Genomic DNA, 14,156 nt, shown 5'->3' with positions numbered 1-14,156 from the left:
CGCAATCGAGTAACGTCGCCGCAACACCGATCGCGCAGGCTCGAACACACGCGGTCGATCCCCTGATCCGCGATGACGAGGAGCAGCCGTGACCCAGCCGAACCCGACGCCGGTCCCCGGAGCGCTGCTCTTCGCGGGCGACGTGTACTGCGACCTGGTCTTCGCCGGTGTGACCGCCCCCGAGCAGGGCGCGGAGGTGTTCGCCGACGCGTTCACGGTCACGCCGGGCGGTGTGGCGAACCGTGCGGTCGCCGCAGCGCGGGCCGGAGCACCGACGAAGCTCCTCAGCCGACTCGGTGACGACGTCCTGGGGCGGCACGTCCACCAGGTGCTGACCGAGGAACCGTTGCTCGACACCACCCTGCTCGAGCTCGTGCCCGGTCTGCAGAGCGCCGTCTCGGTCGCGCTCACCGGCCCCGAGGACCGCAGCTTCATCACCTACGAGGAACACCCCGGCCCCCTCCACGTGCCCGACGACCTCGGCCCGGTCGCGGCGACGCACGTCGGCATCGCCCGCCCGCTCCCCGACTGGGTGGCCGCCCTCCGACGCGGCGGCACGACCGTCGTCGGCGGCGTCGGCTGGGACCACACCGGCGAGTGGTCCGGCGACGTGCTCGACCGGCTCGCCGAGGTCGACGTCTTCGTGCCGAACGACGTCGAGGCGATGCGGTACACGCGCACCGACACGGCGCTCGACGCTGCGAAGGTCCTCGCCGAGCGCGTGCCGCTCGCCGTCGTCACCCGCGGTGCCGACGGCGTGGTCGCGGTCGACTCCGCGAACACGGTCGTCACCGCGAGCACGATCCCGGTCGACGTGGTCGACCCGACCGGCGCCGGTGACGTGTTCGTCGCCGCGTTCATGGCCGGCGACCACCACGGCTGGGACCTCCCGACGCGGTTGCGCTTCGGCGCAGCCTCCGCCGCGTTCGCCGTCACCGGACTCGGTGGTGCGGCGAGCGCCCCGCACCCCGACCAGCTCCGGACGTTCGTCCGCCGCGCGGCCCCGGACGACGACTGGTCGTTCCTGGACGCCGTCGCCCTCACCGACGCCTGACCCTCCCGCCCACACCCGATTCGCTCCCTCCCACCCGAAGAACGGACCACCATGAAGCACTCCAGCAAGGCGACGCTCCTCCTCGGTGTCGCGGCGGTCGTCGCCCTCGGTCTCACCGGCTGCACGCCGGGCGGATCCGCAGCGCCGGCCGCCTCGCAGAGCCTCGGCCCCGTGTCGAAGGACGTCGGGTCGGGGAAGACCACCCTCACCGTGTGGGACCAGAACACCGACACCGGCATCAACGACGCGCAGCAGGAGCTCAACGACGAGTTCGAGAAGGCGCACCCGAACATCACCATCAAGCGGGTGTCCCGGTCCTTCGCCGACCTGAAGACCACCCTCAAGCTCGCACTCTCGGGCAACACCCCGCCGGACGTCGTGCAGGCGAACCAGGGCTACCCGGACATGGGGGCGTTCGTGAAGGCCGGGTTCCTCCGACCCGTGGACGACTACGCGAAGCTCTACGGCTGGGACGACCACTACCCGTCGAGTCTGCTGAAGCTCAACTCGTTCTCCTCGGACGGCAAGACCTGGCAGGGCGACGACCTCTACGGTGTCTCCCAGACCGGTGAGCTGGTCGGGCTGTACTACAACGAGGCGGTCCTCCGGAAGGCCGGCATCGACAGCCCGCCGAAGACCGTCGCGGAGCTCACCGAGGACATGCAGAAGGTGAAGGCCGCGGGCACGCTGCCGCTGAGCTACGGCGACGTCGAGAAGAGCCCCGGCATCCACCTCTACGGACTGGTGCTCTCCGCCCTGGCCGGTCACGACGCGGTGAACGACCTCGTCGCGGGCAAGTCGGGCAGTTGGACCGGTGACGACGAGGTCCAGGCCGCGAAGACCATCGCCGGCTGGGTCGACGACGGCTACGTGACCGAGGGCGCGAACGGCGTTTCCCGCGACGACGCGGTCGCCGCGTTCGGCAAGGGCCAGTCGGCGTTCCTCATCACCGGCACCTGGTACCAGGCCACCCTCGAGGCGGCGTCCTCCGCGAAGGACATCGGGTTCACCGCCCTCACGCCGGACGGCGCGAGCGGCCCGGTGACGATGGGCGGCGAAGGCCTCGCGTGGGCGATCACCTCGAAGACGAAGAACGCGAACGCCGCCGCGGCCTACATCGACTTCGTCTCGAACAAGGACGCCGCGAAGGTGCTCGTCGACAAGGGCAACCTGCCGACCGTGGTCCCCGAGGGCGACCGGCCGGAGTCGGGCACGATCGCGGGCGACATCACGAGCAACTACGAGTCGATCTCGTCGTCGAACAGCATCACCCCGTACCTCGACTACGCGACCCCGACCTTCTACGACACCATCACGGCGGCGATGCAGGACCTCGTCGCGGGCAAGGCCTCCCCGGAGCAGTACACGAAGACGCTCCAGGACGACTACGCCGGCTTCGTGAAGCAGTAGGCAGGAGCACCGTGACCCAGTTCACCGGCACCACGGCGGGCGCTGCCGACCGCAGCACCCGCCGTGGCCGGACCCGCCAGGCCACCGGCGGTGTCCGCAAGCGGCGGCGGAGCCTCGTCGCCTACCTCTACGTCCTCCCCGCGTTCGTCGTGTTCGCTGTGTTCCTCGGCGTGCCGTTCCTGCAGAGCGTGCAGTACTCGTTCTACGACTGGGACGGCCTGTCCGTGGCGACGTGGGCCGGGTTCGCGAACTACGCCAGCGTGTTCACCGACGCGCAGCTCCGGGCGTCGTTCGGGCACGCGCTCGTCCTCATGGTCTTCTACGCCGCGGTGCCCGTCGTGGTCGCGCTCTTCCTCACCGCCCTCATCTCCCGGGCCAACGCCCTCCGGGGCATGTCGTTCTTCCGCACCGTGCTGTTCCTCCCCCAGGTGATCGCGTCCGTGGTCGTCGCGACGATCTGGGTGTCGATCTACTCGGCCGACGGACTCCTCAACGACGCGCTCCGGCTCGTCGGCCTCGGGCAGTTCGCCCAGGTCTGGCTCGGCGGGTACGACACGGCCCTCCCCGCCATCGGCTTCGTCGGCACCTGGCTGAACGTCGGCCTCTGCCTCGTGCTGTTCCTGTCCGGGGTCGGCAACATCCACCCGAGCCTGTTCGAGGCTGCTCGCATCGACGGCGCGGGCGCTGCCCGGGAGTTCCTGTCCATCACCCTGCCGTCGCTCCGCGGGCAGATCGCCGCGGCGCTCACGCTGACCGTGGTGTCCGCCCTGAAGACCTTCGACCTCGTCTACGTGACGACGAGCGGTGGCCCCGGGAACTCGACGTCGGTGCCCGCGTTCGAGGCCTACAACCGGGCGTTCCAGACCGGGCAGGTCGGATCCGCCGCAGCCGTGGCGGTGTCGCTCACCGTCGTGATCATGATCGTGACGGCTCTCATCAGCCGTCTCCAGCCGAAGGACGTCGCATGAGGCTCTCCCTCCGCGAGAAGACCGTCGACTACGTCATCCTGTCGCTCTTCGCCCTGTTCGCGATCATCCCGCTCGTCGGGGTGCTGCTCTCCTCCGTCACGCCCTCGGCCCAGAACTCGGGCGGGTTCACGGTCCCCACGACGATCGACCTCGGCAACTTCGGCGCCGCGTGGAACCAGGGCCACTTCGCGTCGTACATGCTCTCGAGCGTCCTCGTGACGGTGTCGGTGGTCGTGCTCACCGCGGTCCTCGCCGTCTTCGCCGGGTTCGCCTTCGCCCGGCTCGACTTCTTCGGCTCGAACGTCATCTTCTTCGTCATGCTCGCGGGCCTCATGCTCCCCGCTGAGGCCTTCATCATCCCGCTCTACTTCAACCTGCGGTCCGTCGGCCTCACCGACACCTACACGAGCCTGATCCTCCCGCAGACCGCGCAGTCCCTCGCGTTCGGCATCTTCTGGATGCGGAACCAGTTCCGCAGCTTCCCCGGCGAGGTCATCGAAGCAGCACGCCTCGACGGTGCCCGCGACGTCCGACTCCTCTGGCAGGTCATCGTGCCGTCGTCGGTCGCGCCGATCATGACCATGGCGCTCCTCATCACGATGTGGACGTGGAACGAGTTCCTGCTCCCCCTCGTCCTCATCACCAGCGAGGACCACCGCACCGCCCCGCTCGGCCTCGCCTTCTTCAAGGGCGCGCACCTCACGGACTTCTCGCTGCTCTCCGCCGCCGGGGTGATCGTGGCCCTGCCGATCGTCCTGCTCTACTTCTTCCTGCAGAAGCGCTTCATCTCCGGGATGCTCGGCGGCATCGCAGACCGCTGAGCAGGTGGCCGGGGCCCGCCGCGGGCTGCGCGCCGTGATCGTACCGACCACCGGCCGGGAGGCACGGTGCGGGCCCGCACCGTGCCTCCCGTCCGTGTCGCGGTCGCGCAGCGCGACCTGGTGGGTCGCGGGGACGGCGGGTACCGTCGACCCCGTGCAGGGCATCGGGATGGTCGACGAGGCGGGACGGCTCCGCCTGATCGGCGCGGGAGCTGCGGGAGCGGCGTTCGGCGTGGTCCTCGTCGTGCTCGTGCTGTCGTCGTGGACGCCCGCGACCCCGACGGTGCTGGTCGTCGTCGGCGTGCCCGCGGGTGCCGCCGGCGCCGCGATCGGCGTGCTGACGACGATGCGCTCGTGGCGACTCGACGGCGGCTACGAACGTTCGGTCGAGGCGCAGCGTTGGGTGGCTGACGGGGTGGTCCCCGCCGGCGTGCCCGCCGAGGTCTGGATCCCGATGCTCCAGGCGCAGGCCGACCGCGAAGGCGCGGGGTGGGGCAAGGTGCTGCTCGGCGTGCTGTGGATCGCGATGTCGTGGTCGATGCGCGACCAGCACGGGCCGCTCGTGACGACCATGCTCATCGGGCTCTGGGTCGGGCTGGCGCTGTGGGGCGGCGTGGTCGTCGTCCCCCGGGCCCGAGCGGCGCGGGCGCTGCTGCGTGAGCGGGTCGCCGCGCTCTCCTGACCCCACGCCCGCCGGTCCCCACGCGCTGTCCGACCGCGGCCGAGCACGGTCCGCCCTGCGCGCTGCCCGGCAGCCGGGCGGGACCGCGTGACTACGCTCGACAGCATGCAGAGTCGCACCCTGGGCCGCACCGGCCGCGCAGTCTCCCCCGTCGGCCTCGGCACCTGGCAGTTCGGTGGTGACTGGGGACCCGTCAGCGAGCAGGACGCGAACGCCGTGATGGACGCGTCCGTCGAAGCCGGCGTCTCCCTCTTCGACACCGCCGACGTGTACGGCGACGGCCGCAGCGAGCAGCTCATCGGTGTCTGGCGGGCGTCGAACCCCGAGGTGCCGCTGACCATCGCCACGAAGATGGGTCGTCGCGCCGAGCAGGAACCCGCGAACTACGTCGCCGCGAACTTCCGCGGGTGGGTGGACCGCTCCCGGACGAACCTCCGTCAGGACACCCTCGACCTCGTGCAGCTGCACTGCCCGCCGACGCCGGTCTTCGAGGACGACGCCGTGTACGACGCCCTCGACGCCCTCGTCGCCGACGGCTCGATCGCCGCCTACGGCGTCTCGGTCGAGACCGCCGACCAGGCGCTCACCGCGATCGCCCGGCCCGGCGTCGCCAGCGTCCAGATCATCCTCAACGCGTTCCGGCTCAAGCCGCTCGACCGCGTCCTCCCGGCCGCACGGGAGGCAGGGGTCGCCGTCCTCGCGCGCGTCCCGCTGGCATCGGGGTTGCTCTCCGGCAAGTACACACCGGAGACGACGTTCCCCGAGCAGGACCACCGCAACTACAACCGGCACGGCGAGGCGTTCGACCAGGGCGAGACCTTCAGCGGCGTCGACTTCGAGGACGGCGTCCGCGCCGCACAGGCGTTCGCGGCGTCACTCCCCGAGGGCGTCTCGGTCCCGCAGGCTGCCATCGCGTGGGTGATCGCGCAGGACGGGGTCACCGCGGCGATCCCCGGCGCGCGCAACCCCGAGCAGGCACGGTCGAACGCCGAGGCCGCGTCGCTCCCCGAGGTCGACGGCCTCGACACGACGGTGCACGAGCTCTACGACGAGTGGTTCCGCGCCACCGTCCACGACCGGTGGTGAGCCCGGTGCGGCGCGTCGGCCGGGTCCTCGTCGCGGGTGTCGCCGCCGTGCTGCTCCTCGGCGGGTGCGCGAACGGTGCCGTCGTCGGCGCGACGCACGGCGGCGTGACCGCGAGGACCTCGACCGATGCGCCGCCGTGGCCCGCCCCGACGGACCTGACGGCCCGCGCCGAGGCCGCCGGGCTGTCGAACGTCTGGGGGCAGAAGCTCGCCGAGCACGTGCACACGCACCTGACGATCCTCGACGGCGGCGAACCGGTCACGGTGCCGGGGAACATCGGGCACTCCGACCGGGCGAAGTTCGCGGCGCAGATCCACACGCACGACACCTCGGGGATCATCCACGTCGAGTCGCCCACGAAGGACACGTTCACGCTCGGGCAGTTCTTCGACGAGTGGGGGGTGTCGATCGGGCCCGCGCACGTCGGCGGCCTGCACGGCGACCTCACCGTCTGGATCGACGGGCGCCGGTTCTTCGGCAACCCGCGGTCGATCGAGCTGACGAACCTGCGGCAGGTCGTGCTCGAGGTCACCACGATCGGTGAGGTCCCGCGCCGCCCGGCCCCGTTCGACTGGCCGCCGCAGTACCACTGACGCGCTCTCCCGGCCGCGGCTGCCGCGGGTTCAGGCCTCCTTCGGGGCTGTCCAGGACAGGTCGAGCTCCCACTCCGCGACGGCATCGGCACCGAGCTGCCACACGTACTCGTTCTTGAGCTTCCGCCCGTCGTCGCGGAAGGGCCCCGTCCGGTACGGGTAGAACGCCACCGTCGGCAGGGTGCCGGGCGGCGCGGTCCGGATCGCGTTCGAGAAGTCCTTGTTCAACCGCCGCAGCTCGGCGACCACCGCGGGGCGAGCGGCGTCCGCGTCGAAGCCGTCCGCGTGTCCGCTCGCACCGGATGCCAACTGGAACGCGATATGCAGCTGGCGGTCCCCGCGGTCGTCCTCGTAGCTGATGAGCCGGTGGTTCTCCACGGCCTCGAGGAGCCCCGGATCGCCGTACACGACGTCCCGCACCACGTCGGGCGCGACCACCGCGCCGTTGTAGTCGACGGAGAGGTCCGAGCGTCCGTAGTGGAACAGCAGCGGCAGGTCGAGCTCGGCGGAGTCCGCGAGCTCGTCGAACCCGTGCGACCGGAGGGTCTGCTGCAGCGAGCGCATCCGCACGACGTGCCCACGGTCGTGGATGTTGTAGCGGATCCGCGGGCTGATGTTCTCCGACCGGGTGATCGTCACGACGAGCTCGCCGCGGTCGTTCGTCTCGATGAGGTAGCCGAACGGGTTGAACTGGAACACCATCGGCAGGACGCCGTACTCCCCCTGCTTCGTGAGCGCCGCCGACAGCTCCGGCGACGCCGCGATCGCCCGCCGCAGCGCGACCGAGAACGGCGTCTCGATCCCGAGGTTGATCTCGAGGTCGCTCGCCCCGTACGACCCGAGCACCGCCTGCGCGTACTGCTCGATGTGGGCGCGCATGTTCTCGCTGATGCCCTCGCCGCCGAACGCCGCGACGATCGTGTAGCGGCTCCAGTCGAGCCGGTCGTCCTCGAACAGCGCCTTCAGGAACGGCGGGTAGCTGCAGATGATGTACGTGAAGTCGGGGCCGAACTCCCGCATCGTCTGCACGATCTTGTCGCGGTCCGGACCGATCGACTTGATCATCGACGACTCGGTGAGCGACGCCGTCACGTTCATGCCGGTCGCCCACGCCCCGAGCGAGAAGGCGTTCAGCACGAACGGCTGCTTCGGGAGGTCCTTCGCCGTCCGCGAGAACCCGAGTTGCAACAGCTGCCGGGTCGCCTGGCGCTCGTCCGGGCCGCGCACCCAGCTCGTCGGCGTGCCGCTCGAACCGCTCGACTCGTCGACGACCACGCCGCGGCGCGGGAGCCGCCCGTCGAGGCAGCGCTCCGGGATGCTCCACCGCTTGACGTACGAGTCCTTGTCCATCTCGGGCAGGCCCGCGAGCGCGGCGGCGATGCCACCGCGGGTGTCCAGACGGGAGGCACGCCCCTGTTCCGCCAGGAACGCCCGGTACGCGGGCACCCGCTTCGCCGCGCGCTCCGCCGTCCGCCAGGCACGCCACCGCCCGAGGGTCCACCGCAGCGGCTCGATCCCCGGGGCGAGCAGGAGCTTGTGGGTCTGCACCCGCGGCATGAACAGGGCGACGAAGGTCTCCACGACCCACACGACGGAGAACACCGCCGCGCGCTTCACGAGTCCGCCCCGATCGTCATCGCCGACGCCGGACGCCGGTGCGCCAGCGGCGGTGGCGCGCTGTGCCCGAAGCGGAAGAGCATCCAGGCCATGTCACCGCCGGACTCGTCGACGCCCGCTCGCTCCACGAACGCTGCGTGCGAGCGCGGGTTCGTGATCACCGTGCCGAAGGGGTGCAGCGCGATGCCCCGCGCCGTGAAGTCGAGCCAGATGCGCATGAAGACCCGGCCGGCCTCGACGTACTCGGCCGGCGAGGAGAACGGGCCCTCCAACCAGCCGAGCTGCCGGACGCCCCGCATGGTCGCCAGGTACACGCGCTTGAACAGCCCGCCGACACCGGGCGCCTCCCACAGCCCGCGGTGCTCCATCGCGAACCGCAGCACCGGGCCGGGCATGAGCATCGTCTCGGCGGACAGACCGTCACCGGTCTCCGCGGCCTGCCGCTTCGAGAAGCGCAACCAGTGCAGGATCTCCTCGTGGACGGCGTCGTTCCGGAGGTCGTCGAACAGCGTCTCCTGGTTGACCCGCACGATCTCGTCGACCGTCGCACGGTCGGCGGTCGACCGGAAGCGGTGCCCGGAGGCCGCCGCGATGTCGGCGGCGGCGGACACGACGGCGGCGTCCACGAGGGTCGCGTCGTAGGGCCTGCGCGACGTGCGCCGCGCGGAGAACCGGGCCAGTGCCTCCCGGTCGTCCGCGGTGACCGCGTGCGAACGCAACGTGACCCGACCGAGCCGGTGCAGGTGGTCCGTCGGGTCACGGTCGAGCCGGGAGAAGTCCATCTCGGCGTGGTCGAGGTCCTCGGTCACCGCGAAGCCGTGCGCGCGGGCCACGACGTCGAGCCCCGCGAGGAAGACCCCGGCGCACACGTGCCCGAACGGGATGCCGAACGACTCGGCCGGCAAGCCTCGCCGCAGGTCGTAGTGCACGGTCGCGGTCCGGTCGTCCTCGACGCGGAGCACGATCGGCTGCGAGTTGTGCGGTGACGGGTAGTGCCGGGCGTCCTCGACGATGCCGGTCCACGGTGATGCCATCGTTCCCCCTCGGTGGTCGTGCGCCGATGCTACCCACACCCCTCCGACGCGCATGCCCCCGGCGACATGCACGGGGCCCCCACGCGCCACGTGGGCGGCCACACGAGGCAGGACCGCGCGTAGCCTGACGGCATGACCGTGATCCGGACGGGGACCGACCTGGCCGACGTCGAGGACGTCATCCGCGGCATCGCGACCCACGGCGAGCGCTACCTCGCCCGGGTGTTCACCGTGCAGGAGCGCGTGGACACCGGCGACGACCCCGAGCGCCTCGCCGCCCGCTTCGCCGGCAAGGAGGCGGTCGTCAAGCTCCTCCGCCCGACGCGCACCGACCCCGTTCCCCTCACCGACGTCGCGGTCGTCCTCGACGAGCACGGAGCACCCACCGTCGAACTCGCCGGGGCGGCCGCGGCCCTCGCCGGGGCGATCGGCTGCGGACCGATCGCGATCTCGCTGTCGCACGAGCGCGGCCTCGCCGTCGCGACGGCCGTGGCACTGTCCGAGCGCTGACGTCGCGACGCGGGGCCCGGCGCCGCCCGCCCTCGACGTCCCTGTGCGTCCGCTCAGGCGCCTCGCGGGGTCGTGCGGTTTCGCGCACCCGGGAAGCGGCTTTCCGGGGAGCCATCCTCATTACGGTTGCCGCATGGACCAGGACCAGCAGACCAGCGCGACCGCCGTCGCGCTCGCCGACCCCAGCACCGAACAGGCCGTCCGCCGCGCCCTCGCCGACCACGGACGCCTCGTCGTCGACGCGTGGGACGTGGCTTCGATCGCGGACCTCTACGCGCTCGGGCTGACGTCGCACGCCACCGTGAACGTGATGCTCGCGGTCGAGAACGAACTCGACGTGGAGTTCCCCGACGCCGTGCTCAACCGATCGACGTTCGCGACCGTGGAGTCGATCGTGCACGCCGCCGGGCTCGCGTCGTGACCGTGATCGACACGGCTCCGCCGACCGCGCCCGTCCCGGTCGTCACTGCTGCGCGCAGCGGGTCCGGACGTCGCGCTCGCCGTGCGGCGACCCCGGCCACCGCTCCCGCCGCCGCGGGCTCCTCCGCCGCTGCGGCTCCCGCCGCCGCCGCTTCTCCGGTCGCGAGCGCAGCCAGCGCCGCCGAGGCGGCCGTCACCGGCACGGACCCCTGCGGCCGGTTCGCGGCCCGCGCCGCGCTCGTCGCCGACGTCGCACGGCTGTTCGCCGACGAGGTGGACCGGGACGCCCGACCCCCGCGCGAGGCGATCGCCGCGATGAAGGAGCACGGCCTCCTCGCCGCGGCCGTCCCGGTGGAGCTCGGTGGCGAAGGCGCCACGGTCGCCGAGCTGTCGGTCATCGCGACCGAGCTCGGACGGGCCTGCGCCGCCACCGCGATGGTCTTCGCGATGCACCAGGGCCAGGCGATGGCCCTGTGGCGGCACGGCGGCGACGGTGCCGGCGTGACCGACCTCGTGGCACGGGTGCGCGAGGGTGCGCTGCTCGCGTCCTCGACCACCGAGCGCGGCATCGGCGGCGACGCCCGCCGGAGCACCTGCGCCCTGGAGCCCGACGCCGACGGACGCATCCGGCTCCGCAAGGACGCCCCGGTCATCTCCTACGCCACCGAGGCGGACGCGATCCTCGTCACCGCTCGCCGGGACGTCGACGCCGCGGCCTCCGACCAGCGCGTCGTGGTCTGCCTGCCCGAGCAGACCACGCTCACGCAGACCTCGACGTGGGACACCCTCGGACTCCGGGGCACCTGCAGCAACGGTTGGGTGCTCGACGCGGAGACCACGGCGGACCACGTCCTCCGTGACGACTACGCCGCCGTCAGTGCCCGCACGGTGCTCCCGGTGTCGCACGTGCTCTGGGCGTCGGTGTGGCTCGGCATCGCCGCCGACGCCGCCGACCGCGCCCGCACGGCCGTCCGGAAGCAGGCACGCGCCACCGTCGGGTCGACCCCGCCCGGCGCGCTCCGGCTCGCCGAGCTGCTCGTCGAGCTGCAGTCGCTCGCCGACACCGTCCGGCACGCCGCGGAACGGTACGACGTCGTCGCCCAGGACACCGACGTCCTCGACTCCACGGCGTACGCACTCTCCGCGAACGCCCTCAAGATCGGGGCGTCCGAGCGCGTCACCGACCTCGTCACCCGGTCCCTGCGCATCGTCGGGATTGCAGGGTACGCCGCGAGCGGTCCCGCCAGCATCGCCCGACACCTCCGAGACGCCCACGGAGCCGCCGTCATGGTGAGCAACGACCGTCTCCTCCACAACGACGCCGGCATGGCGCTCATGACGGGAGCACTCCTGTGACCATCCACCTCGACCACGACACCGCCGCCCCCGCCGTGGACAGCGCCGACGCCCTCGGCGCGGCCCGCGCCGAGCTGCGCGGCCGCCTGCTCGCCGACGGCGTCCTCCTCGACCTCGGCTCCCCCGGCCTCTACGGCCGCACGGGGGTGTTCGAGCGCGTGTACTCCGCCGTCGACGCCGCCGCGGTCCGCAGCCAGGCCGACCTCGACGCCGAGGTCCTGCGCTTCCCGCCGGTCGAGCCGCTGGCGTCCTTCGAGCGGACCGACTACATCGCCTCGTTCCCGGACCTCGCCGCCTCCATCTCCGGGTTCACCGGGGACGACCGGACGCACCGGGCGCTCCTGGCCGCCCGCGAGCGCGGGGAGCGCTGGGAGGGCTTCCTCGAACCCGCGGACCTCATGCTGACGCCGGCCGTCTGCCACCCCGTGTACGGCCTGGTCGGTGACTCAGTGCCCGAGGGCGGCCGCTCGTTCGACATCCTCGGCGACTCGTTCCGCCGTGAGCCGTCACTCGACCCGATGCGACTCCAGGCGTTCCACATGCACGAGTTCGTGCACGTCGGGACACCCGCGTCCGCGAAGGCGCACCGCGACGACCGCATCCCGGTGATGCGCGCACTGCTCGAGTCGTTCGGCCTCGAGATCGACGTCGTTCCCGCGAACGACCCGTTCTTCGGCCGGGTCGGCCAGATGCTCGCCCGCAACCAGGTCGAGCAGGCGCTGAAGTTCGAGTTCGTGACCCCGGTCTACGGCCCGGACCACGACGCGACCGCCATCAGCTCCGCGAACCTGCACGAGGACCACTTCGGCACCGCGTTCGGTATCCGGAGCGCGGACGGCGCCGTCGCCCACAGTGCCTGCATCGCGTTCGGTCTGGAGCGCATCACCATCGCGCTCTTCGCCGCGCACGGCACCGACCCCGACGAGTGGCCGGCTGCCGTCCGCTCGGCGCTGGCGCTGTGAGCACCCTGCACGGTTGGTCCGGCTCCCCAGCCGTCCGCGTGGCCGTGCAGCTGCCGCCCGCCGCGCGGGCCGGGGTGGTGGTCGTCCCACCGCTCGGACAGGAGGGCGTGATCGCGTACCGCACCCTCCGCCTGCTGGCGGACCGCCTGGAGGCCCGTGGCGTGGCCGCGGTGCGCTACGACCCGTCCGGACGTGGTGACGCCGCCCCCGACACCGACCCGCACGCGCAGGTCCGGTCCGCGGGACACGCGGCCGCGCTGCTCCGCAGCACGGGTGTCGAGCGGATCGCCTTCGTCGGGCTGGCCTCCGCGGCGTTGATCGCCGCCGAGGCTGCCGGGGACGACGACGCGCTCGTCGTGTGGGACGCGCCGGCGTCCGGTCGTGCGTGGCTCCGCGGCCAACGGGCGCTCGCGACCATGACGATCGGTCCCGACCGCGTGGTCGACGGGTACGAGACGCTCGTCGGCATCGACGTGGACGCGGCCGAGGCGGACGTGCTCGGCGCGCTCGCCTACACCCCGCGGTCCGCGCCGACCGTGGCGTTCGTCCGCGAGGGTGCTCCGGCGCCCCGTGCGCTCGGCCCGGTCGAGCGCATCGAGGTCACCGGCAGCGCCGAGCTCCTCGACCGCACGAGCATGCACGCCCGGATCCCCGACGCCGCGGTGGACGCCGTGGTCTCCTGGCTCGACACCTGGGCCCCGGCGGCCCCGGTGCCCGTCCGGGAACCCGCACTGCACGAGGTGCTCGACGTCGACGGGCGGGTGTCGGAGCGCATGGTCCGGATCGGTCCCGAGGCCCTGTTCGGCATCGAGACGGTCTCGTCCGCGCAGCACCACGACGCTCCGACCGTCCTGCTGCACAACGGCTCGGCCGAGCACCGGGTGGGTGCCACGGACTACCAGGTCGCACTCGCCCGGGACCTCGCGCGCGACGGTGCACGGGTGCTCCGCATCGACCGACGCGGCACCGGCGAGAGCTCGGTGGTGCGGGCGGACGAGCGGGACTTCATGTTCGCGCAGGAGTGGATCGACGACCAGTCGGCGGTCGTCGACGCGCTCGACGTCCCGCCGGAGCGGCTCGCCCTCGTCGGGATGTGCGCCGGCGCCTGGCTCGCCGGTCGTGCGGTCGAGGAGGCCCCGCGGCTCGTCGTGGAGATCAGCCCGAACGACTACCGACGGACGCCGGCGGCCCCGGGGAGCTACGCGGACCACGTCCGTGCGGTGGACTCCCCGTCCGCCCGACGCCTCCGGGTCCGGGAGCTCTACAACCGCTGGGTGCCCAGACGACTCCGTGCACGCATCGCTCGTCGGGACCGGGTGGGCGGTGTGGTGGGCCACGTCCGTCCGCTCGTGCAGCACGGCACCGACGTCGTGCTCGTCGTGGCACCGGAGGACGCCGAGCTGTTCGACCGGCTCGGTGGCCGCCGCGCGGTGAAGCGGTGGTCGGGCCAGGTGGACGTCGTGCGGGTGCCGGAGGGCGACCACGCGCTGTTCTCCCCCGCCATGCGCGCCGCCGTACGGGCCGAGGTCCGCTCCCGCGTCGCCGCGACGTTCCCCGCCCACGTCTGACGTCCCTGCTCCACGAAACGCGCGCGTTTCGACGTCCCGCCCGTCGTTCGACACGTGGCACGTCGAAACGCGCGC

Annotated in this window: 14 protein-coding genes; 12 read left to right on the top strand and 2 right to left on the bottom strand. The window is 72.3% G+C overall.

From position 1 onward, the window contains the following. Positions 1–88: 88 nt before the first annotated feature. The 7 genes from ACRQ4C_RS07855 to ACRQ4C_RS07825 all read left to right on the top strand — a co-directional run bounded on the left by ACRQ4C_RS07855 (position 89) and on the right by ACRQ4C_RS07825 (position 6,614). Complete coding sequence (locus tag ACRQ4C_RS07855; RefSeq protein WP_290131992.1) at positions 89–1,054, top strand: carbohydrate kinase family protein; 966 nt, start codon at positions 89–91, stop codon at positions 1,052–1,054. A gap of 51 nt (positions 1,055–1,105) precedes the next feature. Next, positions 1,106–2,464, top strand: a complete 1,359-nt coding sequence (locus ACRQ4C_RS07850) for an extracellular solute-binding protein (protein ID WP_439690728.1) — start codon at positions 1,106–1,108, stop codon at positions 2,462–2,464. 11 nt (positions 2,465–2,475) lie between these two features. Continuing rightward, positions 2,476–3,432 carry a carbohydrate ABC transporter permease gene (locus ACRQ4C_RS07845; protein WP_439690727.1) on the top strand — a complete coding sequence of 319 codons (957 nt, stop codon included), beginning with the start codon at positions 2,476–2,478 and terminating at the stop codon, positions 3,430–3,432. Next, positions 3,429–4,253: a carbohydrate ABC transporter permease gene (locus tag ACRQ4C_RS07840; protein WP_412880536.1), complete on the top strand. Its 825-nt coding sequence runs from the start codon at positions 3,429–3,431 to the stop codon at positions 4,251–4,253. The genes ACRQ4C_RS07845 and ACRQ4C_RS07840 overlap by 4 nt, the downstream gene beginning before the upstream one ends. A gap of 154 nt (positions 4,254–4,407) precedes the next feature. Next, on the top strand, positions 4,408–4,935 hold the full coding sequence (locus tag ACRQ4C_RS07835; RefSeq protein ID WP_439690726.1) for a hypothetical protein: 528 nt from the start codon (positions 4,408–4,410) through the stop codon (positions 4,933–4,935). Between the two features lie 105 nt (positions 4,936–5,040). Then, entirely contained in the window at positions 5,041–6,021 is a 981-nt protein-coding gene (locus tag ACRQ4C_RS07830) for an aldo/keto reductase (protein ID WP_439690725.1), read from the top strand. Further along, positions 6,018–6,614 carry a hypothetical protein gene (locus ACRQ4C_RS07825; protein ID WP_439690724.1) on the top strand — a complete coding sequence of 199 codons (597 nt, stop codon included), beginning with the start codon at positions 6,018–6,020 and terminating at the stop codon, positions 6,612–6,614. Before ACRQ4C_RS07830 ends, ACRQ4C_RS07825 begins: the two co-directional genes overlap by 4 nt. A gap of 30 nt (positions 6,615–6,644) precedes the next feature. Here ACRQ4C_RS07825 and ACRQ4C_RS07820 read toward each other — a convergent pair whose 3' ends face one another. Next, positions 6,645–8,231, bottom strand: a complete 1,587-nt coding sequence (locus ACRQ4C_RS07820) for a phenylacetate--CoA ligase family protein (RefSeq protein ID WP_439690723.1) — start codon at positions 8,229–8,231, stop codon at positions 6,645–6,647. Beyond that, complete coding sequence (locus ACRQ4C_RS07815; protein WP_439690722.1) at positions 8,228–9,265, bottom strand: hypothetical protein; 1,038 nt, start codon at positions 9,263–9,265, stop codon at positions 8,228–8,230. Before ACRQ4C_RS07815 ends, ACRQ4C_RS07820 begins: the two co-directional genes overlap by 4 nt. Before the next feature lie 132 nt (positions 9,266–9,397). Here ACRQ4C_RS07815 and ACRQ4C_RS07810 point away from each other — a divergent pair, with 132 nt between their 5' ends. The 5 genes from ACRQ4C_RS07810 to ACRQ4C_RS07790 all read left to right on the top strand — a co-directional run bounded on the left by ACRQ4C_RS07810 (position 9,398) and on the right by ACRQ4C_RS07790 (position 14,081). Next, positions 9,398–9,775 carry a holo-ACP synthase gene (locus ACRQ4C_RS07810; RefSeq protein ID WP_439690721.1) on the top strand — a complete coding sequence of 126 codons (378 nt, stop codon included), beginning with the start codon at positions 9,398–9,400 and terminating at the stop codon, positions 9,773–9,775. Positions 9,776–9,908: 133 nt separating this feature from the next. Next, the gene (locus ACRQ4C_RS07805; RefSeq protein WP_290132004.1) at positions 9,909–10,196 is read left to right on the top strand and encodes an acyl carrier protein; all 288 of its coding nucleotides are present in this window, start codon (positions 9,909–9,911) and stop codon (positions 10,194–10,196) included. After that, positions 10,193–11,551: an acyl-CoA dehydrogenase family protein gene (locus tag ACRQ4C_RS07800; protein ID WP_439690720.1), complete on the top strand. Its 1,359-nt coding sequence runs from the start codon at positions 10,193–10,195 to the stop codon at positions 11,549–11,551. The genes ACRQ4C_RS07805 and ACRQ4C_RS07800 overlap by 4 nt, the downstream gene beginning before the upstream one ends. Continuing rightward, entirely contained in the window at positions 11,548–12,513 is a 966-nt protein-coding gene (locus tag ACRQ4C_RS07795) for an amino acid--[acyl-carrier-protein] ligase (protein ID WP_439690719.1), read from the top strand. Before ACRQ4C_RS07800 ends, ACRQ4C_RS07795 begins: the two co-directional genes overlap by 4 nt. Further along, on the top strand, positions 12,510–14,081 hold the full coding sequence (locus tag ACRQ4C_RS07790; protein ID WP_439690718.1) for an alpha/beta hydrolase: 1,572 nt from the start codon (positions 12,510–12,512) through the stop codon (positions 14,079–14,081). The genes ACRQ4C_RS07795 and ACRQ4C_RS07790 overlap by 4 nt, the downstream gene beginning before the upstream one ends. Positions 14,082–14,156 lie beyond the last annotated feature (75 nt).

Source organism: Curtobacterium sp. SP.BCp (genome assembly GCF_051903255.1).
Lineage (GTDB): Bacteria > Actinomycetota > Actinomycetes > Actinomycetales > Microbacteriaceae > Curtobacterium.
This window is presented reverse-complemented; position numbering and strand designations above follow the sequence as displayed.

Coding starts and splice junctions, on each gene's coding strand:
- ACRQ4C_RS07850 (WP_439690728.1), top strand. CDS start 1,106: ATGAAGCACTCCAGCAAGGCGACGCTCCTCCTCGGTGTCGCGGCGGTC.
- ACRQ4C_RS07840 (WP_412880536.1), top strand. CDS start 3,429: ATGAGGCTCTCCCTCCGCGAGAAGACCGTCGACTACGTCATCCTGTCG.
- ACRQ4C_RS07830 (WP_439690725.1), top strand. CDS start 5,041: ATGCAGAGTCGCACCCTGGGCCGCACCGGCCGCGCAGTCTCCCCCGTC.
- ACRQ4C_RS07815 (WP_439690722.1), bottom strand. CDS start 9,265: ATGGCATCACCGTGGACCGGCATCGTCGAGGACGCCCGGCACTACCCG.
- ACRQ4C_RS07810 (WP_439690721.1), top strand. CDS start 9,398: ATGACCGTGATCCGGACGGGGACCGACCTGGCCGACGTCGAGGACGTC.
- ACRQ4C_RS07805 (WP_290132004.1), top strand. CDS start 9,909: ATGGACCAGGACCAGCAGACCAGCGCGACCGCCGTCGCGCTCGCCGAC.